The following is a 23,330-nucleotide window of genomic DNA, read 5'->3' on the forward strand; positions in this document are numbered from 1 at the left end:
GCTACGTGGGAGAACCGCAGCCCGATGCCGTTTTCTATCGGCCGTAATACTTAAAACGCGTACCGCGCCTTGAGCATCACCCCATCGGCATCAAACCCACTGCGGGCCTGGCGGGTGTAGCTGGCCCCCACGGTAAAGTCCGACACCTGGTAGTTCACGCCGACACTGGCTTCATAGCTGTCACGCGCCACCGAAGCGCCGGTGACGGTGAACGCAGAACCGCCGAGCACATAGCTGGAGGTTTGTGCGACGCGATCACCCATCAGGTCGTGATACGCCATCAAGGTTGCTTCCGGCTGCAGGCTACCGGCGCCCATGGGCAAGTTGCCCGCCAAGCGCACACCAGCGCCCAGCTCGCCCACTTCATAGCGTTGCGATTGGGTGCTCAGCGCGGCCGAAGAACCCTTCTCGTCGAAACCGTCCATGCGCACGTTGGCGTAACGCGCTGCCACGCGCGGCTCGATCACCACGGCCTGCGACGGCTTGAAGCTGTAGCCGCCGATCACACTCGCAGACAGCACATTGCTGTCGTAACTGCCCTTGGCTGTGGTGCCGGCGATATGGCGTTTGCTGTCGTTGTCGTTATGGCCATAGCTGAGGCTGCCGTCGACAAACCAGTTTTGCAGCGACCAGTTGCCGTACAGCGACAGCGCATGGCCCTCCACATCGGTCTTGTTGCCGAGGTCGGAATGGATGTTGGAGTTAAGGTAGCTGTACGCCACGCCCAACGTGGTGGTGTCGTTCAAGCGCCCGTCCACACCCACGGCCATGCCGCTGCTGTTGGCCGAGTAGCCGTTGTTGCCGCCACGCCCGTCCTGGTCCATGTTGCTGCTCAGGCCCTGCACCCACACGCCGCCGGTTTGATGGCTTTCGCGCTGGTCGGTGAGGCGGTTGAAGATCGCGCCGTTGACCACGGTCTGGCCCGACAACGCCACGTCCAGGGCGCCGCGATTGACGTCCGGCTTGAGTTGTTCGCTGACCTGAGCAAGCTGCTGTGCTGTGCCGGCGTCAGCCAGGGTTTGGAACACTGGGTCGTTCTGATTGAGTCCGCTCAGTACGTCGTTTTTAAAGGTGTTCACCGCCGTCGCTGACGCAGCGCCGGCGCCCACCGCGGCGAGCTCCTGCTGCACTTGCTGGTTGTCTTTAACCGCCACCACGGCCTTGACCGTTTGCGCGTCGGCCGAGTAGCTCAGCACGTTCAGCAGAGAGGACGAGCTGGCCACAGACAGGCCATTGTCTTGCACGCTGGTGGCTTGCAACAGGGTGTACTGAGTGCCGTTGTTGGTGCTGGCGAAGTCGCCCGGCTTGGCGCTCACGGTCAGCTTTGAAGCCTGGGCGAAATTCGCTGCACCGTTGACGGTCAGGTACGGCGTGGTCGGCACTACGCTGTCGGCCAGGTGCATATCAATACCTGCGCCGCTAGCAACGTTGAGGTTGCCAGTGATCGCAGTACCGGGCGCCGACAGGTTCAGCGAGCCCGAGTTGACCGATACCGGCGCGATGATGCGGCTGCCGGTGAAATCGGCCTGGCCTGCGACATTCACCGCGCTCAAGTTGAGCAGGTCGCCGGTGATTTTGCCGCCGGTCCAATTCAGCGTGGCAAGGTTGGCGGCGTCGATGGCGATGCCGGCGTTACTGCGGATTTCGCCGGCTTGCTGGTTGATCTCGAACGCCGAGGTCTGGTCCGCGGCATCTACATGAATGGCTGTACCATCGGCGCTGATCGTGCCGCGGTTAACGATGCCGCGCGCGCCGGTCGCGCTGTTCTGGGCAAAGGTTGCCCCGGCAAACTCGAAGGCATTGGCGTTGGTGCCCGTGGCCTCGACGGTGCCGGTGTTGAGGATGTAGTCGACCTTACCGTTTAGAAACATCACCGTCTTGGCGTCATTGCCGTTGGCAGAAAGCAGGCCGCTGTTTTCGATGCGCAGAGGGTTGGTGTCGGTTTCCACCTCGATGCCCCAGGCGCCCTCGCCCGTCGCCTTGAGCGTGCCGGCGTTGAGGATTTTGCCGCCGACGGTGGTCCCCAGATTGTTCTGACGGTCGAGGATCAGGCCGATGGCGTAATCACCGCTCATGTCGATCACACCGGTGTTCAAGACGTCGCCGGCGATGGTGGTGCCATGCAGGTAAATGCCTTCGCCGCCATCCACGTAGGAGGGTGAAGCCGGCGGGCTCAGGGGCAGCGTGGAACGGATGGTGCCGGAGTTGATGACACTTCCACCGATGGTCGTCGCGCCGATCTCAAGCCCCTCGTAACCCCCATTTTTCATAAGAATGTTGCCCGCCTGGACCACGTCCCCGGTGACAGTTCCCGGGCTCAGGTTCTGCGGGCCCGACCAGAACAGCGGGTCCAGGGCAATCGCACGGATGGCGGCGCCCTGGGAATCCAGAGTGATGTCGGCACGGTTGATCAACGAACCCTGGATAGTGGTGTTGGCCACACCCAGTCCGGCAGGGTTGGTGGTGGTCGGCACCACTACTTCGGAGAACGTCCCGTTGATAATCAATGACTCATTAAAGGTCTCGCCGACCCAAATGTTCTTGCCCTGCCCCAGGTCGAATTCCACCGCCAGCGCTTGCGTACTGATTGCGCCGACCATGAGTGCCAACAGGCTTTTCTGGAACTGCTTACGCTTCATTTCAAACTCCATGAACTACATTAAAAGCCGCCAATAGGCCCGGCGGCAGTAGGTGTGCTAAGCGAGGGATCAATTGATCCGAATGCATTCCCCCAGGGTGCCTTCCCGAAACGCAGGCGCGCGCCTGTGCACCACAGCGGGCGGTGACAGAAAAGAGGCTTGGGGGGTGAGGTTCACATTAATCCTTAATGTCATTTGAAAACGCTGCAGTCCATGCAGCCCGACCGGTTGCGGGTGGGCGGGGTAAAGACACTGGGATATACAAAATGTTCAAGGTGCTCGGCGAGTTCTATCAAACTGCTCGCGTCAGGATCAGCCACCGCAAGCCACGCGGAGACCTCTCGCTGGTCTACTTGAGCTCCTTCACCAGATAACTCCCGGAGATCTGCGTGATACCCGTCAACGCGCGGCGCAACGCCTCAGGATCAGTGCGATAAGTGAGCGGCGTGTAGCCGTAGACATTCTGGCCATTGAACGGCGTGATCGACTCCACCGTGCGCCAGAGCATCTCGTCGCCACGGTCCATGCGCGCCACCACGGTGAGCGTCGGGTAGACCACGCTGCTGAAACCCTGGGTCAGGCGAAAGCCCCACTCGCCTACCGTCAGTTGAATCTGCGCATCGGCCGGCTCGTCGTCACCCACCACTTTGAGCGATGACGTCTTACCCAAGGCATCAATGAAGGCCTGCTTGAGCAACACACCCAAGTCGATATTTTCGGCGTCCATCACCGTGAGGATCGCCGCCGGCGTCGACATCTCGGCCAGTTGCCCCGCCTTCATGCCGGCGGCAAACCCCGCGCCGCTCAAGGCTGCCGTGCCCAGCTTGGACGCGCCGCTGGCCATGCCGACGCCCGCGCCAAGCCCGGCACCCAAGGCCGCACCCCAGGCTTGTTCACGGCCCATGTAGACCATGTTCTTTTCCCACTTTACGGGCAGCACTTTGACCGTCTTGACCTGCGCACGATGCTCGGGCGTGAGGGGCTGGCTGACGCAGCCGCCGAGGATGAGGGTGGAGAGGAGAACCAGGAGAAGGTTTTTCACATCAGTCCTTTAATGTTGGTGGTGGGTGGATGCGTTTAATCAACGCCAGTGTGTCGGCAATGGGGGTGAAGACATGAAGCCTTGTGATTGGGCCAGTACTTTGCTGCCTTGCGTGGGTTTGGGTGCGGGCTTATAGTCCGGGCCGTCGCCCATATGGCGATTCAGGTTTGGCGACCTGACAACAGAGCGCAAAAGCATCCCGCTTCTATGCAGGTGTTTTTGCACCCGCAAAGCTGTGCATGATATGGCGGCTGTGCGCGGGAGACCTCCGGGTCTGCCGGTTTACTCTGTTGCCGGTTCGCCAACCTGCGTACAGCTGCCACCCATTCGTTTGGCGACGAGTGAGTGGTGGCTTAATCCACCAACAGAGTACTGACAATGAATCGATACATGCCCCTCACGGGCCACGACTGCACCGTCCCCGCCCTGCTTATCGACACCCATGCGCCCCTCGATGTCCTCCACGACGCCGCCGTGTACCGGATTCGCGCCGTCACCCAACTGCTGGAAAACCTGGCCTTTCGCGAACAGCTCAGCAGCGATGCTGTGGTGCTTCAAGACTTCGCCCAATTGCTGGCTATTCCGCTGCGCGATGGGTGTGATTTGCTGGATGTCATCAGTCGCAGACTCAATACCGATCCATCCTGAGTAAAAGCCGGGCGGCCTGGGTGCCGCCCCTTTTACTCGGTTAAACAACCTCACTTGCCATGAAGCAAAACTTTTAAAGCATCTTTAGGGTCAAAGAGGGTCAAAGGGGACGGATTTATTTAATCAACTCATCTGGATTTTTAAATATTTAAATAAATCCGTCCCCTTTACGCATTACGCTCACAGGATGAGTGCAGGAAGGCGGCAAAAAGGGTGCAAATAGAGTGCAAAACACCGGCGCAAGGCCGGTGTCGATAGTGCCTGATCAAGTTGGGTATATTGAAAACTACATTTGTCGAATATCAGATAAAAAATCATAAAATTCTTTTTCTGTCATCTCAAACTCTGGCCCTTCGACCATTGCCATTAGTGACAACAACGCAATGTCTAAATCTTTTGTGAGAGAAAGGTTTGGATCTTGGTAAATATCAAGTGCCTCTTTTGATATTTTAAAAATATCAAATCCATCAGCAACTGCTCTTCCAAGTCTGTCAGCCACTATGTCTTCCATGCTCATTGCTGCCCCCAACTCTTTAGCTCTGCTGCGGTCGGAGGGTAGTGCTGAGCATCAACCGGCTGCCCATTAATACTTTTCGGGTGGACACGGATTACTTCTCCTGCATGGTCATAGCTTTCCATCCATTGCCTCGTACTGCCCGTTTTAGGATCAAACTCCGTGGCGAAAGAAGCACCCCGAGTAGGTCCTTCTGTCCTTGTAGGAACCTCTTGGGTTAATGGGTCAAAGGGGACTGGGTCAAAGGGGACGGATTTATTTAATCGACCCATCTGGAGTTTTTTAAATTTAATATTTAAATAAATCTGCCCCTTTTACGTCAATACATACGAGAGAAATGCTCATCAATAGAACTTCCAGACCAAAAACTCACATCTGAAAATTCCAGACTATCAGAAACAACAACTATCCCCCTAAGCTCAAAAGGAATATCTTCTATACCAGCCTTAACGCTAGGGATTAAGTAGCGAAAATAGTCCCCCATTTTAGACTCTCCATCATAACCGGAAGGGAAGTCCTCCCCAGACACACTACCTTCTATAGCATGGTATATATAGACACCTTTAATTGCTGGAAGGTTATATTCTGTCAGCCTGGCTTGGAGTGAAGATCGATCCGCTATCCATCGTTCCACTTCAGCCCTAGAGTCTAGGTGACGATATGCACAGGCAGAGTATAAATCAAGAATTGTTTTACCGTTTTTAGCTTTCGGATATTCTTCGTAATCACCAGACTCTTCCCACAAGTACTCACTTAAGCTATCAAGCTTCTGCTCCACAGCTGTAACTTCCAACAAAACCTTTGGTAACGATCCAAAACAGTTATTCACCATGACGGCAATAGCACCGGCTTTGTCCATCGCAAACCAAGTAACAATTTCTCCAAATCCTGGAACCCATTGTTCATCAATAACCATCATTTATTCCCCGGCCAAGTCACCTTACAATTCGGGCATGTTTCTATAACTGCTTTAGGGGTGTATCCACCTTCATCCCTGATGGTTTTAGGACGTAAAGCCTGTGTGAATTTGATATTTTCTGGATTCCCTCCTGACCTGACAAGCTTATCTACTGCTGATACCTCTGCACATGCACCAGCAGAATTCCTGCAAAAACTTGTTAATTCACCTATTTTCACACCAAGCTTGCTCTCAACGTAGCTAACTGTGCGAGGATCCAAGCTCTCAGTGGGCAAAGGGGACGGATTTATTTAATCGACCTAGCTGGAGTTTTTAAATCTAATATTTAAACAAATCCGTCACTTTTACGTCCTAAATAAATCCTTCCCCTTTACGTTAAAGAGCAACTCTGCCAGCATTAAAACGTGGATTGCCCCCTATTTTCCAAAACGTGTGCAGATAGATAAACACTCAACTTATCAGACAAGCCTATCCGTTCAATATAATCAACAATATATACAGCAGAGCTCTCGTCCGCCTCACATACCGGCTCAGACATTTGCTCTTGTAGCCCTACAATCTTATAGGCCTTATTGGCAAAAAAACCGATCACCAACAATATTAAAATTAAACTATTTTGTTCTACGCTTTCAGATGCAAAATTTCCTTCTGCCAGCGGTCCGCTCTGCATATCATCGGAGTCTAGATAATATGCTAATTCATCAGCACTGAGCCCTCGATCAGACAACCATCGCCAACACTTATCAACTGCCTCCTGACATTTTTTTTGCGTATCACTCGCCGAGTCAAGGTTACGTAGAGCATAATCAAGCAACAGAAGGAAAATTGAGGCTTTCTTTACCCACATCATACTGTCAATGACTTTAAGCGCTTCTTCATTGTCCATTACCTATTCTCCCATCTTTAACTAGGACTGTTAGACGATTTGGCATTGCTGCCCCTCCCTCAGCGGTAACTCTTAGCAGAAGAGCAGGGGTCAAAGGGGACGGATTTATTTAATCAACTCGTCTGGAGTTTTAAATTGTTTAAATAAATCCGTCCCCTTTACACCACCCTTTACACGTCCCCTTTACGTATAATCCGTTATCTTCGGCATATCAAAAATCGATCTTCACTGAGATACCCAACACCGCTCACGCGCCAAAATTCAAAATATGACCGAAAATCGAACTCCAGTGTTATCAAAGGTTGCCCCATATACCACGCCAAATAATAGTCAGCAGCGACGCCGTAAAGCGCCTCAAACAACGCATATTCTTGCTCAGTCTTGAGCAACCTTGAATCCCTTACCTGATCCCCCACCAGCTCAAGTATCCAACTACTTGGAGTATCCAGCTTGTCAAAAGACTTAAAATCATCTTTGTCGCCGTAAACCAGTTTTGCATGACTGCATATTTCGTACAGTTCATTGTCGCCAAGCGATTTACAAAAATTTGCCTGATCTTGCAACCAGGCCTTCCCCTTGCGCATCAACTCAAAGTCGGTCGAATCCGTGGTTGGGAACAGGTATAACCTTTCTTTTAGTGTACCTGCCTGAATCACTTCATTTATTCGCAGCACTAGACTGTCGGCATGAGGAAAATAAAGCGTCGCTTTAGTAATCTCAGGCAAGGAAGGGTTAAAGGGGACAGATTTATTTAATCAACTCATCTGAATTTATATATTTAAATAAATCCGTCCTTTTACGCTCTTCCTTTACGCTTTACGGTTCTGCTTAACAACTCTCTAGATGAGGAAATAGGGATCAGACCGCTATTCTTCTCTTTGCCAAAACAGGGGCTAGACCACCAATACCCGCATTCACATTAATCGTAGCCCGACCCCGCTTTTCCTAAAGCGCTTCTTTTTATTTTGCGGAAACAGCACAAAAAAAATCATTTATAGCCATTCGATCCGTATCATTTTTCGCAAAACGCTCCAGCACCGGAATTAAATAATACTGCATCAAATCACACCTGGCCGGATCCTTCGGCACAGCGTCCTTAAGGCATGCAATCATCAGTTTAGTAGACATAATTGACGCGAACGCTTCATAGCCTCTTCCACTTGAAAAAGGGACATTCTTGAAATAGTACTCCGCTAAGAGTCTTTGTTCGGACTTCTTCCAAGATCGGTGAGGTATAAGCACCAAAGCCTCACTCCAATGTTCAGAATTGATAGGATACTCACTCATTATCCAAGCAGCAGCCTGATCAGAAGTCATCTTCACTATTTCTTTACAAAGTGACGTTAACCGAGCGTCCATATCAAACCTATTTTCTTGGATTAAATGTTTTTTCTGGAAGCCCCGAGTTACCTTTTAAGGTGGCCGGCGGCTGATAGTGGCCAGAACTATTATCCCAACCTGTTATTTTTCCTCGCTCTGGACCATCATTATTACCAAAGCGTACCGAGCCGGCATATTTCACTTCTCCTCCACCCCTAAGCCCGAGATGTGTCGAAAAATGCTCATTCACATTCTGTCTACTAACCTTAATAGTTCCGTCAGGTAATGTAACAAAGTCGTAGGATCCTGGGGTCAAAGGGGACGGATTTATTTAATCAACTCATCTGGAGTTTTAAATTGTTTAAATAAATCCGTCCCCTTTACGTTGGCTTACCCGCGTCAATAGCATCTTCGATGTGTTGCGCTGATTCAGGAAAGCGGCTTTTGCTGACTGTGACAATCTTTTCAGCGTCACCGCCAGCGGCCCCAGTTGCTTTTGCACCAGCGGCTTAAGCTATTTGTCTAGCAGATCCTCGACCGTAAGCCTATCAATTTCTCTGAAGACTACTTCTATCTCGTGCCCTTCGTCACCAATCCAATCAAAGACCGCATCACGTAGAATCTCAAGGTATACCTGTAGATCCTCTCTTGGCAATTCTGGAAGAGTCACATGTACAAGGACGATTTTGTGGCATGGAATCCAGCTAAGATCTCTTAAGCAATCATATAAGGCATCCCAGTTAAATCCAAAATACCCCGGCAACCAAAGCAGGTAATACAGCGATCTTATCAATTCCTCTGCAATCCCAATGGACGGGTCAATCCGCACATAAAAAACCTCGGCCGCGTCATATGAAGGCGGGATGTCCACAAACTTGAATGGCAACATTTTCGACAGGCCTCAATTTTTTATCGGGATGAAGGTTTTGTAGTGGTCGGCTGTGTAATACATTTCGCCGCCTTTTCCTACGACGATTCGCTGAGGTCCTGGCCCTGCAATACCGGGCGTAGGATGGACGTATTCAGTGTAGTAACCGGCTGGTTTCTGCGGCAGATCCGATGCGCGATTCTGGAATATAGAGCCGTCGTTTCGATGAGGGAAAGATCCACCTGACTTTATCCGATCCAAGGTTGGGCCAAGATCAACTGTGCCTTGGAGGACCTGACCAGTTTTTTGATCAACAACCTTGATGCCATCGATGAATCGAGTAGTGTCTTTTGCACCTAGCGGTAAGTCAGGAGTCGCTGCGTCACCCTGACCACCTTTACCTTTCCCTGCCCCAGCACGCGAGGGTAATGTTACCCCAACGCCCGCCTTGATAGCCTCTGCGCTGAGTTTAACCAATACCCCACCGCCTGCAGAGCCAAGATCTGCGGCGATTCTATTGGAGGCGTCTAGGTTGTTTCCTAGGATATAACCGACTACCGAAGCTGCCCCACCTTGCCCTTGCGCTCTAAGTCTCCCTACCAGATCGACGAGTTTCTGATCATCGTTCGCCAAGGAGGTAGCGATACCTCTGCATCTTTGCGGATCGCGCGCGCAAAGCGTATCCAACTCGTCATTTCTCTGTTGATCAAGTTCCTCATAGCGCTGCCTGACCTCACGCTTCTCTTTTTCCGTACTTTTGCTGTCGACCTCCCGCAGCATCTGCTCAACTTCCTCATGGTAGAGGTAGTTGAACGTCGTAGCCTTCTGAGCAATCTGTGAGCCTTTCTCCAAATCGCCATCGACCGCCGCCGCGCCTATCAGTCCAGTCAGCTGTGAAAGCATCAGCGTTATATCGTTGTTACCTTGAGCCGCCCACACCAGTTGATTAATAAGCGCCTCATTCAACCCCGCAGCAGCAGCACCGGTTTTGAAGTCGCTGCCAGTCGCTTCTGCCAGCAGGCCGCCCATTAAGGCGTGGGCAAGAATTTTTTGAGGGCTACCGTTCGGGAAGGTGACGTAGTCACCCACCCAGTTAAAACCGGTCGCCATTGCTACGTTGCCAGCCTCTCCCAGTAATGCCGCGTTGAAGTTGTCGCCGAAGCTTCCTCCCTGGATAGCCGTCGAGATTCCGCTGGAGATGACCGCTCGACCACCAGCGCGCAAGGCAATATCACCTGCGGAGGTCCAGGTAAAAATATCGCTGGAAGAGTTGGTGACGGCCAAAGTTGACCCCGCGCTGGGGCTCACGCCTTGGACTGCTGTTGTACTTGTGCTCTCAGTGCCGCTGAACCAATTGGTGTCAGCATAAGAAAGCGCGCCAGCCGTAAAACCGGCGACTGCCGCACTTTTAATACTGTTGCTACTAGCGGTTTCCTTTAAGGCTCTGCCGAGGTTGCCTTTATTGTTAATCGTGCTGGTAACACCTGTGGTCGAGAAGCTCGTGGCAACTGCCAACTCCCAGCCCCCAAGACCAAAACCTGCCGGCCCCATGATCGCGGCCATCATGATCGCAATCGCGATCTTGGCGCCGGCGCCCAAGCCAGAGTTGTCGTACTTGAAGCTCTCGTGAATCTCTTTGACCTGGCGCCAATCAATGTCGCCACGTGCTTCGGCCTGCTTAAGCCACGCCAGATTGGGATCAGCCTTGACCATAGCATCAACGGTCTGACTTACGGTCTGCTGATCGACCTGTTTGACATCGATGCGAATTCCCTCGGCGGCCTTGATGACGAGCTGGCCTTGAGCAACCAGTTCACTTTGGCGCAAGGTTTCATCCGTATTGCCTTTACCTTTGGCACTGAACCATGAGAGGTCACTTTTGCTTTTGGTGTGGCTCTCATCGTGCAGGTCTTTGACCCCTTCAAAGACAACCGCACCACCGCTATCGAGGACGATGTCCTTACCGCTATTGAGCTTGGCAACTTGGTACAGCTGGTCGCCTTCACTTTTAAGCGTCAGATTGCCACCCGTCTTGATCTCGGTGCCCATCTGAGTCGTGCGGGTGACTTCATCTGTCTGCGCTTTTTTCGCGCCCCAGCTTCCCTTCTCCTTCATGTCATACAACGTATGAGTACTGTTCTGCGCCGCCAGCAAATTCAACTTATCCCCGCTATACAGATAAGCCTCATTCCCCGCACTGATCTTGCTCGCCACCAGCGTGGTGTCGCGCCCGGCCTGGCTCGTAAAGTCCCTGCCCGCCGTCAGCACACTGGCCAACTGCGTAGCCTGCTCATCCGCTGTCTTGATGCGTTTCTTGCCGTCTTTTTCCTTGCCTTCGACGTTGTGCACATCGCTGACAGAGGTCACGTTGAAATCGCGCCCAGCCTGAATGTTCAGGTCCTTACCGGCGGTGGCGGTGCTGCCAATAATGTTGACGTCTTGCCCGGCCTGCATGTTGACGTTGCCGCCCGCCGTGACGCTGGCTGCAAGGTTTTTGACGTCGGTGGTGATGGTGGATTTTTCGCCGCCATCAATGGTGTTGTGGATCACGCTGGTGTCGCTGACGGCGACCAGGTTCAGGTCGCGGCCGGCGCTGAGGCTGGCGTCGTTACCCGCGACCAGGAGGTCAAAGGGGACGGATTTATTTAATCAACTCATCTGGAGTTTTAAATTGTTTAAATAAATCCGTCCCCTTTACGCATCCCCTTTACGCACTTTACGTATAATCCGTTATCTTCGGCATATCAAAAATCGATCTTCACTGAGATACCCAACACCGCCCACACGCCAAAATTCAAAATATGACCGAAAATCGAATTCCAGCGTTATCAAAGGTTGCCCCATATACCACGCCAAATAATAGTCAGCAGCGACGCCGTAAAGCGCCTCAAACAACGCATATTCTTGCTCAGTCTTGAGCAACCTTGAATCCCTGACCTGATCCCCCACCAGCTCAAGTATCCAACTACTTGGAGTATCCAGCTTGTCAAAAGACTTAAAATCATCTTTGTCGCCGTAAACCAGTTTTGCATGACTGCATATTTCGTACAGTTCATTGTCGCCAAGCGATTTACAAAAATTTGCCTGATCTTGCAACCAGGCCTTCCCCTTGCGCATCAACTCAAAGTCGGTCGAATCCGTGGTTGGGAACAGGTATAACCTTTCTTTTAGCGTACCTGCCTGAATCACTTCATTTATTCGCAGCACTAGACTGTCGGCATGAGGAAAATAAAGCGTCGCTTTAGTAATCTCAGGCAAGGAAGTGTGAATTTTGAACAAAGCCAAAAAATGCGACTTATCAAAATAAGTCTGCCCCTCGCAAAAAGCGCACCAATCATCTAAAAGGGATGACATTATTTCGCTCCTCTTGGCAAATCTGGCAAAAGAGAAGGATCGATTTTCCATCGATCACGCAAAGCCGTTACGCCATTATTGAACTCATTAAGAGATTTACTATTATCAATAACAGCCTTTAATTCGTTGTGGAAAGCGCCTGAAGCATTCCCACCGTGTCCACCCGGTACTCCGTCAATCGGATTGACCCAGGTCAATTCAGATGTCTTTGTTCTGAACCGCTGAATCTCACTCATTGGGACACCCCATTGTTTAAACTCTGGGGCGCGACAAACCATACACCACTCATGCAAACCTCCTGGCTGTCGAATTCTCGCTTCAATAGCCTCTCGAGTAGCCTTATTTTCCCAGAGAACATCTAACTCCGCAGGCGACAGGTCGTCAAACCATCGTGTGAAAGCGCCGTTGCGAACGGTAGGCACTTTACCGTCAGGCACAAGCTCTTGAAACGTCCGGTCGGAGTGACTTTTACTAGCAGGTGACCCGGCGGATGTCGTTTGATGGATCGAACAACTCCCTGCATTACAGGTATAACAAGGCCCGGTGTTATGCACCCAAGTACTTAGCTTCCCGACATAAAACGTATGCCCGATATCCACCGTCAGGTTGTATGTCTTTCCCTGTGACTGCAGCAGCTTTATGGATACCACAGAGATCGAAGCATCTTGCGTAGCACCATCCCCCAACGATTGCAGTTGATCGCCCGGTTTGAGCTCTATCACTGGTACAAAGCCTTTGCGCGCCGGGACGTAGAATGGATGGCCCGGGGTGACTTGCAAGGTCTCTGTTGTACCTTCGCCCGCAGCGCCGTTTTTCACCAGCGTCAGCTGATAAATCGGCTGGTCTGTTCGAATGTGGGTAGCGGAAACCTTGGAGGCGAATGGCTCACCTCCCTCTTCAGGTTTGGTCCAGACGATATCGCCCACCTTGAGTGCATCAATGGCTCGCTCACCATCAGGAGTGGCAACCATCGTCCCAGCAGCAAAACAGCAGGGGCTATAGCCAGCTAATTTCGCCTGAGCTTGGTTGGCAAACTGTTCGGTGCCCTTGCCGGCCGCGGCATCTATGCCTTTACCTGCAACAGACTCGAGACCTTTACCAGCAACCGTTTCCGCCGCCCTCTCTGCAATAGCCTCCGTACCTTTGACCGCCAATACATCCCGCGCAGCCAACTCTTTGATCGCGTTTAAGAGTGTTCCCTTACCCACTCCACCGATAGGCATAAGCTCAGCAAGGAGCTTTAGATCGATATTTGAATTGATGCCGCCGCCCACCAATACGCGTAATCGGTCGATTTGCTCTGCTTGGGAAATGGCGTCAGAACTGAGCGCGGCGATTTCAGGGAGCTTCCTGATAGCCGTACCCTCACCGTATTGCTCGGCCCACGCATCAGGCACGACCCCCATACCACCGGGTTCATTGTTGTAGGTGGTGTTACTCGAAGGATTGAATAGCCGCGAGTCTGTGTACTGCTTGTCCGTAGACTTGAACGCAACGACCTGAGCCCCGTTCGCGACAATCGGGCTACCATCTGCCCAGGTCAGAAGGACTTTCTCGTTTTGCAGCTTAGTGATCACTTCCCGCGCAACACTCAGGTCGTCACCCAATGCCTGCCCCTCAGGGTTGGTAGGGCTGTAGCGGGAAAGAACTTCTTGGAGCTCATTGTTGGTTTTCTGATCGACTTCACCTCCCGCAACAAACGTCAGGAGAGCGTCCCACTCAAAGCCAGAGCGGCTTTTCCTTGTGGTATCTAGGCTCTTGGCCTCCTGAGCCAATCTTTTCTCTTCTTGGACGTGCAATTTCCGGTTGTACGACTGTGCATTCCCAGCGATTTCAGAGCCCATGGCGACATCGCCATTAACACTGGCCGCAGCGAGTAAACCCACCAGCTTAGACGCCGCATTGACCAGTCGATCATGCTCTGCTGGATCACTGCTGCTCAGCAAAGGCGACTTATCCAGCGCCACAATAAGCGCCTCATTAGCACCCGCAGCAATCGCCCCCGTTTTGAAGTCGCCGCCCATTGCTTCCGAAAGCAACCCGCCCACAACGGCGTGCAGTGCTGTTTTACTCAGGCCACTGTCTTGAAGTTTGAAGGCATTGCCAAAATCACCAACGCCTGTGAACGCGGTCGCCTGCAGTACATCGAAAAGGCTGCCTTTCATGGCGTCCTTGAAGCTGCCTTGCCCAAGCGCTTCAGAAAGCGTTCCGCGCACTGCTCCGCCCGCCAATTGGATCGTTCCGAAACGCCCAATAGCGGCCGGGTCGTTCCAGTGAGGCACTACGCTGGGACCGCTCACTTTGTTGGTAACAGGGTCGCTTTGTGCGCCGAACCAATTGCCACTGGCGTAATTTACGAAGCCTGCCGAGGCGCCAGCGATCAGCGCCTGGTTCATGCTATCGCTGCTAAAGGTTTCCTTGAACGCCGCCCCGAGGTTGCCCTTGTTATTGATCGTGCTGACCGCGCCAGTGCTCGCCAAGGAGGTCAACGAGGCAGTCGCAATGATGTTGCCGAGGCCGGCTGACGTTGCGCCTACTACGGCTCCCGATGCCGAAACAGTTCCGGCTGTCGCCGCAGCCATGGTCGACCCGGCACCCACTGCACTGCCAGCTGACGCAGCAAGCGCACTGGCCGCTCCTGCCGTCAATACAGTGACGACAATGATGATCGCCAGCATTGCCCCCTGGCCTAGGCTGGAATGGCTGTACTTGAAGGAATCATGCAGCTCCTTCACATGCCGCCAATCCACATCCCCACGCTTCTCGGCTTCTTTCAACCAAGCTAACTGGGGATCAGCCTTCACCATCACATCAATCGTCTGGCTAACCGTGTTCTGATCGATCTGCTTGATATCAATCTTCAAACCATCAACGGCCTTAATCGCCAACTGTCCCTGCGCCATCAACTCACTCTGGCGCAGCGTCTCATCGGTATTGCCTTTACCCTTGGCGCTGGTCCACGCCAGGTCGCTCTTACTCTTCTCGTGACTCTCTTGATGCAGGTCCTTGACCGCCTCAAAAGTAATCGCGCCGCCACTAGCAATCGTCAGATCGTTGCCACTGCTGAGCTTGGCCCGCTGATACAGCTGGTCGCCGCCACTGGCTAATGTGAGGTTGCCGCCGGTCTTGATCTCGGTGCCGACGTTGGTAACGCGGGTGACTTCATCACGTTTGGTCTTCTTCGCGCCCCAGCCACCGTTCTCCTTCATGTCATACAACGTATGCGTACTGTTCTCAGCCGCCAGCAAATTCAACTTATCCCCGCTATACAGATAAGCCTCATTCCCCGCACTGATCTTGCTCGCCACCAGCGTGGTGTCGCGCCCGGCCTGGCTCGTAAAGTCCCTGCCCGCCGTCAGCACACTGGCCAACTGCGTAGTCTGCTCGTCCGCCGTCTTGATGCGTTTCTTGCCGTCCTTTTCCTTGCCTTCGACGTTGTGCACATCACTGACAGACGCCACGTTGAAATCGCGCCCGGCCTGAATGTTCAGGTCCTTACCCGCGGTGGCGTTGCTGCCGATGATGTTGACGTCTTGCCCCGCCACCATGCTCAGGTTGCCGCCGGCCGTGACCGTGGCCGCTTGGTTTTTCACGTCGGTGGTGATGGTGGATTTGTGCCCGCCGTCGCTGAAGGCGTGGATCTCGCTGGTGTCGCTGACGGCGATCAGGTTGAGGTCGCGCCCGGCTTTCAGGTCGGCATCGCCGCCGGCGGTGAGTGCGCCGTGGTTGGTGAGGTCGCGGCCAGCGTCGATGGCCAGGTTTTCGCGGGCGGTGATGGTGCCGGCGCTGCTGTCGGTGAGGGTGCGCATGCCGGCGCCCTGGCGCACCTGGATGGCGGTGTTGTCGTTGGTGATGTCGCCCTTCAGGGTGGTGAGGCTGACCTGGGTGCCGCGTATCTCGCCAGCCATGGAATTGCGGATGCTGTCCTGGGCCAGCAGGCTGAGGTTGTTGCCGGCCTCGATCAGGCCGCCGGTGTAGATGTTGCCGCTGCTGGCCACTGAGAGGTTGTTGCTGGCGCGCAGGGTGCCGACGTTGATCAGGTCGCCGCCGGTCATCAGGTTGAGGTCGCGGCCCTGGATCAGGCTGTTGCCGCGCACGTTGCGGGAGTCGGCCTGGGCCAGGTAGAGCACCGGCACGAGCACGGTCTGGCCGTCGACCACGCGGTTTTCCATCCACACGATATCGTGGGTCAGGGCGCCGACTTGCTGGTCAGTGAGGGACACGCCAACGCTCAGGCGCAAGGCGTCCTTGCTGGCCAGGGCGTTGTCCATCAGGTAGCGGAACTGGTCGTAGTCGCTGGTCAGGCCACCGGCGAGGAAGCGTTGCCCGGTTTGCGCCAGCACGGCATCGCGGATCAGCCGTGACTCGTATTGCCCGTCACCCAGGCGACGCCAGGCGTTGTCGGGGCTGTAGCCGAGCTTGCCGAGCATGTAGTCGGAGCTGAAGAAGCCCGCCACAGTGGTGAGGTTCGGGTTGGTCTCGATCAGGTAGTGGCTGGTGGGGTCGGCGTTTTTGATGAACAGGCCGTAGTCGCCCTTGGGCAACTGGAAGCCGGGCGCGGTGGTGGGGTCGACCGGGGTGAAGGACTCGCCGGTGTAGTCCACGGGTACGTAGCGGCCGTCGGGCGCGATGCTGGTCACCGGCAATACGCTGCTTGGCGCCTGGGCGGTGGCGTCGTTGACGTGCTTGCTCAGGTTGATGTTGATGCCGCCGACGGGGATGCCGGTCTGGTCGTCACCGAGGGTGCCGGTCAGTTGCTCCAGGGTGTTGGTGTGCAACGTGCCATTTTGCAGGGTGCGCGCAACGTTGAGGTTGACCGCGCCACCGGCCTGTATCGTCGCGGTGTAGCCTGGGCCGCCGTTGTCGGTCCAGGTGGTGACGTTGCTTTGTTCGGAGAAACGCCAGTCGCTCGACCGGGCCTTGAGCACCTCAAAGCGTGCTTCATCGAAATTACCCGCTGCCACCGCTGCGTTGAAGGCGGGTACGTCGATGTATTCCATCCGGTCCCACTCATCGGTGTCGATGCGCTGCGGGGTGCCGATGACGATGGTGTTCTGCCCGGTGCGAGTCGCGGCGCCCTGGTTGAGCAGGTCGTTGGCGGTGATGCTCAGGTTGCCATTCGCCGCCAGCAGGCTATAGCGGTTCTGGACGTTGTCGCCCTGGATCAGCAGGTCTTTGCCCGCCACCAGGCGTGCAGAGGCCGAGTCCTTGATCGCGGATTCAAGGTAGGTCTGGTTGATGGTGATTTGACCGCGCTTGAACGAGTCGTGCCCGCCGCAGTGCTGGCCGCACTGCCAATTGAGGCTGCCGGTGGTGACGGTCTGGCCCAACTCGAATTCAGCCTTGGCGTTTTCCACATTCCGCGCACTGATGCCGATATTGCCTTCGCTTTCAACCGTACCGGAAAGGTTGCTGAAGCCCGCCGCCATGCCGCCATCGAGCGCCGCGAAACTCAGGTTGCCCTTGCTGTAGACGTCGCCGTACAGGTTGCTGAAGCTGTTCCCGCGCAGGGTCAGATCACCGCCGCTGAACAGCAGCGTGTCTGCGCTATTGCTGATGCCATTGCTGGCGTTGAGGTTGACGTTGCCTTGTGAACCGAGGGTGCCGCGGTTGTTGATGTGTGCGGCGGCAATGTCGAGTTGCTGGCGTGCGGTGAGGTAGCCGAGGTTATCCAGCGTACCGCCCAGGGTGATGCGGGTGGTGGTGCCGCCGGCCAAACGCCCGCCGTTCTGGCTGAGGTTGTTGGCGACCACGCTCAGCTTTTGCTGGGCCGAAAGGCGGCCACTGTTGGTCATGTCGCCGGTCAGGTTGACAGTCAGGTCACCGTCGCTGAGCAACTCGCCCGCGTTATCCAGGCTGGCGATATCCAGGGTCAGCCCCTTGGCGCTGGCCAGGCGGTCGCCGGCCTTGAGGCTCAGGCCCTGGGTGCTGGTGTAGTGCAAGGCTTCATTGAGTTGCACACGGCCGAGGCCATCGACCCGGCCGAACGACCAGTCGGCGGTGCCCAGGCCATTGATGCTGCCCTGGCTGCCGCTGAGGCTGCTGGTATTGAGGCTGAACACGCCGGTGCCAGCGTGCTGCAGTTGCCCGGCCTGGTTATTCAGATGCCCGGCGCTGAGGCTGAAGGCCTGGCTGCCGAATTCAAGAATGCCGTTCTGGTTATTCAGTTGGTCGGTGACCGTCAGCGTGCTGCTGGCGCCTTCCATCGCCCGCAGTTGGCCGCCCGCGCTGTTGTCGAGGTTGCCGCCATTGAAGGTCAGGCCCTGGTTGGACTCAATCAGGCCGCCTTGGTTGGTCAGTTGGGTACGCGAGGTCAGGCTGAGCTGATTGCCGCTGATCTGGCCGTTGGCGCTGTTGTCCAGGGTGGCGCCGGAGACGGTGACGTGCTCCTTGCCGAACAGTTTGCCGCCCCGGTTGGTCAAGGCCTCGACCGTCAGTTGCAGGTCGCTCTTCAAGGCGGTCAACGCGCCGGCCTTGGTGCCGTCTTGGCTGTTGTCGACGCTGTCGGCTGTCACCGTCAAGCTATCGCCCTGCACGGTGCCGCCCTGGTTGTTCAAGGTGCCCAGCGTCAGGTCGACCGCCGCGCCACCGCTGAGGATCATGCCCTGGCGATTGCTCAGGTCCTGGCCGCGGTAGCTCACGCCCTGATTGCCGGCCAGGAGTTGGCCCTGGTCGTTGTCGAGGGTTTGCGCCGCGATATCCAGGCGCTTGCCCCGCAAGGTGCCACCCTGGTTGTCGAGGGTGGTCAAGGCCTTGACCAGCACACTGCGTTCGGCGGCGTCGATCACACCGTTGGTGTTGGTCAGCAGGTTGCTGATGTTGAGGGTGATGTCGCCCTCATTGCTGACCAGCGCGCCCTTGCTGCTGTTGTCGAGGTCTTGCGCGGTGACAGTGAGGGCCTTGCCCAGCAGGATCCCGGCGCTGTTGCCCAGGCGCTTGCCGGTCAGCAGCAGGTCACCCTCACTTTGAATACGGCCCTGGGTGTTGAGCAATTGGTCGTTCAGCACCACGCTCACACCCGGCACACCACCGGCCAGCAACCCGGCACTGCGGTTGTCGAGGCTGCCGGCGCGCACGTCCAGTTGGTCACCGACGATACGCCCGGCGCGGTTGTCGATCTGCCCGCTTCGCGCATCCAGCAGCAACTGCTTGCCGATGATGGCGCCGCCCTGGTTATCCAGGCTCGCGGCGTGCAGTTCGATGTCGCCCTGGGCGGCCTGCAAGTGACCTTTGGCGTTGTTCAACTGTTGGGCGACGGTCAAGGTCAACTTGCCGGCATCCGCGCTGAGTACACCTGCGTCGTTGTTGCTGAGGCTGCCGACGGTAGCGGTGAGTTGCCCACCCACCAGCTTGCCGTCCTGGTTGGCGACGTCACCGGCGCGCAGGTTCAAGTCAGTGCCAGCCTGGGCATGACCCTGGCTGTTGTTGAAGGTGTTGGTGACGGTGAGGTTGAGCGCGCCTTTCTCGGCACTGATCAAGCCCTTGGCACTGTTGTCGAGGCGGGCGGCGTTGACCGTCACGGCGTCGGCAACCAGGAAACCGTTCTGGTTGTTGATTGTGTCCGCTGTTACACCGAGGTTGCCCGCGACAATCTGCCCGCCGGTGTTATTCAGCGTGCCGCTGTTGAGCGTCAAGCTGCCGCCCGCGACCTGGATATGGCCCTGGCGGTTATCCAGCGAATCGGTTTGCAGCGTTGCCGCCTGATCGGCACCGAAGCGAATCAGCCCGCCGAGGTTGACGATGGCCGGCGCGTTGATCGCCAGCGCTTGCTCGCCATACACCCGCGCGGTGGCGCCCTGGTTGGTCAGTCTGGCACTGTTCAGCGTGACGGTTTTACCCTGGATCACTGCGCCCTGGTTGTTCAGTTCCCGGGTGGCCGTGGCGCTCAGCGAGCGGCTGGCCAGGACGTTGCCGCTGGTGTTCAGGGTTTGCGTATTCACCACCACATCGCCGGTGGCATTGCGGCTGTTATCGGCCTGCACGCCTGCTTCGATGATGCCCGGGTTGGTGACGGTGGTGGCGTTGAGTTCGATGCGTTGGCCAGCGGCCAGGCTCTTTTGGTTGACCAGTTCTTCAGCACTGCTCACCTGCACATTGCCGGTGGCGTAGACCTTGTCGGTCAGGTTCACGTTCTGCGCGGTGACCTTGAGGTTACCGGTGGTCGCCGTCTGCGCCATGCTCAGGCGCCCGTTGGCATCCAGCTGGATGTCGCCGCCACTGGCGGCCAGCGTACCGTCAAGCTTCACGCCCACGCCGGCCTCGGTGCCCACCAGTTTGATCGCACCGGCGTACATGCCGCCCAATGCCGAGGAGTCGATGGCCAGCTCGGGCTTGGCGCTGCCGTCATCGGCGCGCGCGGTGGCTTTCAGGCTTTTGGCGTCGACATCGTTGCGCCCGGCGATCACAGTCAATTCCCGTGCATTGATCTGCGCATTGATCTTGGCCGAGCGGGTGATGATTTCGAAGCGGTCGACGTTGCTGGCATTCAAGCCTTCGCCGTCGATGGTCACGGCTCCGCCGTCAACCTGGTAGCGCTGCAACTGGCCGCTGGCGTCGAGCACCGGTTTGCCGGTGGTGAGGGTCACGTTGGGGGTGTTGATAAAGCCGCAACCGCTGCACGTGACGCCGTACGGGTTGGCGACGATGACTTTGGCCGACTGGCCCGCCACTTCGGTATAGCCGCGCAGTTGGCTGGGGCTGCCTCCGTTGACTTCGTTGAGGATGACGCTGGCCGCGCCGCCCTTGAGGTTGGGGTTGCCGACGATGTAGCCACCCAGTTGGGTGTTCGTCACGGGGCCGTTGGCGTTGTTGAGGATCACGCCGTTGGGGCCGACGTTGTAGTCCTTGAATTGGTTATGGGACAAGCCACTGCCATTGGGGGTGGCGATGTTCACCACCGGCACGCCATTGCCGGCCTGGCCGACGGTGGTGCCCGGCGCGCTGACCACAATGCCTTCGGCCTGAGCCAGCAGCGGCTGCCAGAACAGCGCGTTGGCCAGGATCAGCACCAGGCCGCGCTTGGGCAGGCCGAAGAACGAGTCTCGCGGTTTCAGCGCAGCAGAAGGTTGGCGGGCCAGGAAGGCAAAGTGGCGAACATCCATTGTCATATTCTCGATGTAACGGGGCGTTGAATTACAGGAAGAAATCCATGCGGAAGTAGATCGGCGCTTCGCGCTCGCTCATCACTGCCGGGCGTTCCAGGGAATGGGCAAAGGTCACGCTGGTGCTGACGTATTTGCCACGGGCGAACAACTCCAACGAGTTGCTCGAGACCCGGCCATGCACTTCACCGTTGTAGCGGTCGTTGCTGATCACACCCTGGTCGTAGCCGACGCTGGCGCCGTATTCGGCAAAGGCCGGGCGCATCCAGTCCCAGGTCACCGGGCGCGCCCAGCGCACGTCGTTGCGCCAGTAGCCGCCGCTGTCGCCGGTGAGCTGCTGGTCTTTGAAACCGCGCACCGAGGCCGAGCCGCCGAGGCTCATGCGCTGGGGGCTGAACAGAATGTCTTCACTGCGTTGGCCGGTGGCCAGGCTGGAGAAACTGAACGACTCGCCCCACAGCGTGAACGGCTGCAAGTAGCTGACGGTGGCGGTGTATTTGCGGTAGCGCGCGTTGGGCAGGCGATTGCCGTTCTGATCGCGCTCGTTTTCGGCTTGGGCATCGAAGGCGCCGATACCGTTCTGCATGCCCAGGTCGAGGTTGACGAAGGCATTGCCGATGCGGCGGCCGTGGTTGATGCCCAGTTGCAGTTCGCTGAGGCGGTTGCTGCTGGGCTCGGTGCGCACGTCGAGGATGTAGTTGTTGGTGCGCAGGTGCGACAGGCCGACGTTCACCGAGGTCTTGCTCACGTCGTCACGATGGATCACCCGCTCGGCGCGCAGTTGGTGGTTTTCGTTGTCGCCGTTCTGCTTGAATTTAAAGTCGTTGGTTACGCCAAAGGTGCGGTAATCACTCTCGCTGTAGATGTAGCTGAAGTTCCACCAGCCCCACGGCACGTTGTAGTAGAGCATGGTGTTTTTCGAGGTCTTCTGGTGGTCGCTGACGGCATCGTGGCCGCCGCGCAACACAAGCTGGTCGGCCAGGCCCAGCGGGCTGTCCCACTCAAGGCCGGCGCCCCACTGCTGTTCGCCGGTGCTTTTCTGCCCGTCGTTATTGCGCGACAGGCTGGCGCGCCAGGGCTTTTGCGGGACGTTCTTGACCTGTACTTCACTGCCGCCCACCTGGCTGCCGGGGGTCAGTTCCATTTGTGCCTGCTTGGACGGCAAGCGATTCAACTGGTCCACCAACTGCTCGATTTCCCGCAGGTTGAGCTGCTCGCCAACCTTGCCGGGAAAGGCCATGGCCAACTCGCGTTGGGACAGGTTGCTGCCGTCGGCGCCCTTCAAGCCTTCGAGTTTGCCTTCCACCACCAACACCTGGAGGTGGCCGGTGGACAGGTCCTGCTGCGGCAAGTAAGCACGGCTGGTGACCATGCCTTTGTCGATGTAGTAGTCGGTGATCGCCTTGAGCACTTGATTGAGCTGGGACACGCCCAGGCACTGGCCGATATAGGGCTTGAGCAGGCGCTCGCGGTCCGGTGCAGGCAGGCTGTCGGCGCCCTTGAGTTCGATGTCTTTGATCGGGAAGCAACGGGTGTCAGCCGGGGTGGCAGGCGCTTCGGGCTTGGCTTCTTTGCCGGGCAGTTCCTTGAGGTCTTCAAGGCGCCGGCGCTGTTCTTCCAGCAGACGGTTTTGCCGGTCGCGGATCAGGTCCTGATCGCCAGGCGTGGGCGCAGCCGTCGCACTATTGAGTGCAAAGCAAGTCAGCAGGCAAACGCCCAGCAGCAGCCGAGTCCGTGGCAGTAATAAAGACATGTTCGATCCGTCGAGAAAGCGGGGGCCGGCAAACTAACATCGAACTTCCAGTCGGCCAAGAATCTGACTTAGTTGGAAATTATGTTTAATAGGCCTTTAAGTTGCTGATTATTAACAATAAATAAATCATGCAACGCTTAATCGCTTGCAATTGGAATTTTTATTCCGACAAGCGGTAACAGTATTGATACAACTTCGGCTAAAGGGCTTACAGTTGCCACTACTTGGCCATCAATCTGTTATCACGACTGGTTAGTAGCCAAAAAACCGGAAAAGTTCGCGGCTA

14 protein-coding genes and 1 pseudogene are annotated in these 23,330 nt (G+C 56.1%); 1 reads left to right on the top strand and 14 read right to left on the bottom strand.

Annotated features, from left to right (window positions below):
- Positions 1 to 50: 50 nt before the first annotated feature.
- Together ACUN0G_RS12075 and ACUN0G_RS12080 are read right to left on the bottom strand one after the other, a co-directional pair.
- The gene (locus tag ACUN0G_RS12075; protein WP_445573531.1) at positions 51 to 2,639 is read right to left on the bottom strand and encodes an autotransporter outer membrane beta-barrel domain-containing protein; all 2,589 of its coding nucleotides are present in this window, start codon (positions 2,637 to 2,639) and stop codon (positions 51 to 53) included.
- A gap of 349 nt (positions 2,640 to 2,988) precedes the next feature.
- Complete coding sequence (locus tag ACUN0G_RS12080) at positions 2,989 to 3,681, bottom strand: hypothetical protein (protein WP_003218168.1); 693 nt, start codon at positions 3,679 to 3,681, stop codon at positions 2,989 to 2,991.
- Positions 3,682 to 4,071: 390 nt separating this feature from the next.
- On the opposite strand from ACUN0G_RS12080, the gene ACUN0G_RS12085 reads away from it, so the two are divergent.
- Positions 4,072 to 4,329 (top strand): hypothetical protein, encoded by a 258-nt coding sequence (locus ACUN0G_RS12085; protein WP_017478047.1) that lies wholly within the window; start codon positions 4,072 to 4,074, stop codon positions 4,327 to 4,329.
- Between the two features lie 286 nt (positions 4,330 to 4,615).
- Here ACUN0G_RS12085 and ACUN0G_RS12090 read toward each other — a convergent pair whose 3' ends face one another.
- The 12 genes and pseudogenes from ACUN0G_RS12090 to ACUN0G_RS12145 form a co-directional block, all read right to left on the bottom strand.
- Positions 4,616 to 4,846 carry a hypothetical protein gene (locus tag ACUN0G_RS12090; protein WP_003218173.1) on the bottom strand — a complete coding sequence of 77 codons (231 nt, stop codon included), beginning with the start codon at positions 4,844 to 4,846 and terminating at the stop codon, positions 4,616 to 4,618.
- A gap of 316 nt (positions 4,847 to 5,162) precedes the next feature.
- The gene (locus ACUN0G_RS12095; protein ID WP_080673289.1) at positions 5,163 to 5,762 is read right to left on the bottom strand and encodes a hypothetical protein; all 600 of its coding nucleotides are present in this window, start codon (positions 5,760 to 5,762) and stop codon (positions 5,163 to 5,165) included.
- Between the two features lie 397 nt (positions 5,763 to 6,159).
- A complete protein-coding gene (locus tag ACUN0G_RS12100) occupies positions 6,160 to 6,648 on the bottom strand; it encodes an Imm6 family immunity protein (protein ID WP_003218174.1) in 489 nt (162 codons plus the stop codon).
- 197 nt (positions 6,649 to 6,845) lie between these two features.
- Complete coding sequence (locus ACUN0G_RS12105) at positions 6,846 to 7,373, bottom strand: hypothetical protein (protein WP_256348235.1); 528 nt, start codon at positions 7,371 to 7,373, stop codon at positions 6,846 to 6,848.
- 235 nt (positions 7,374 to 7,608) lie between these two features.
- Positions 7,609 to 7,965, bottom strand: a complete 357-nt coding sequence (locus ACUN0G_RS12110) for a hypothetical protein (RefSeq protein ID WP_445573532.1) — start codon at positions 7,963 to 7,965, stop codon at positions 7,609 to 7,611.
- 49 nt (positions 7,966 to 8,014) lie between these two features.
- Entirely contained in the window at positions 8,015 to 8,170 is a 156-nt protein-coding gene (locus ACUN0G_RS12115; protein ID WP_177117231.1) for a hypothetical protein, read from the bottom strand.
- A 312-nt stretch (positions 8,171 to 8,482) separates the two neighbouring features.
- A complete protein-coding gene (locus tag ACUN0G_RS12120; RefSeq protein ID WP_087693608.1) occupies positions 8,483 to 8,857 on the bottom strand; it encodes a barstar family protein in 375 nt (124 codons plus the stop codon).
- A 12-nt stretch (positions 8,858 to 8,869) separates the two neighbouring features.
- A complete protein-coding gene (locus tag ACUN0G_RS12125) occupies positions 8,870 to 9,739 on the bottom strand; it encodes a ribonuclease domain-containing protein (protein ID WP_445575552.1) in 870 nt (289 codons plus the stop codon).
- A pseudogene (locus ACUN0G_RS12130) lies at positions 9,716 to 11,458 on the bottom strand (DUF637 domain-containing protein); the annotation flags it as partial. The gene ACUN0G_RS12125 and the pseudogene ACUN0G_RS12130, both read right to left, overlap by 24 nt.
- A 108-nt stretch (positions 11,459 to 11,566) precedes the next feature.
- Positions 11,567 to 12,190 (bottom strand): hypothetical protein, encoded by a 624-nt coding sequence (locus ACUN0G_RS12135; RefSeq protein WP_445573533.1) that lies wholly within the window; start codon positions 12,188 to 12,190, stop codon positions 11,567 to 11,569.
- The gene (locus ACUN0G_RS12140; RefSeq protein ID WP_445573534.1) at positions 12,190 to 21,291 is read right to left on the bottom strand and encodes a two-partner secretion domain-containing protein; all 9,102 of its coding nucleotides are present in this window, start codon (positions 21,289 to 21,291) and stop codon (positions 12,190 to 12,192) included. Before ACUN0G_RS12140 ends, ACUN0G_RS12135 begins: the two co-directional genes overlap by 1 nt.
- A gap of 31 nt (positions 21,292 to 21,322) precedes the next feature.
- Positions 21,323 to 23,044, bottom strand: a complete 1,722-nt coding sequence (locus ACUN0G_RS12145) for a ShlB/FhaC/HecB family hemolysin secretion/activation protein (protein ID WP_445573535.1) — start codon at positions 23,042 to 23,044, stop codon at positions 21,323 to 21,325.
- Between the last annotated feature and the right edge of the window lie 286 nt (positions 23,045 to 23,330).

The sequence above is a fragment of the Pseudomonas sp. 32A genome (assembly GCF_052682255.1).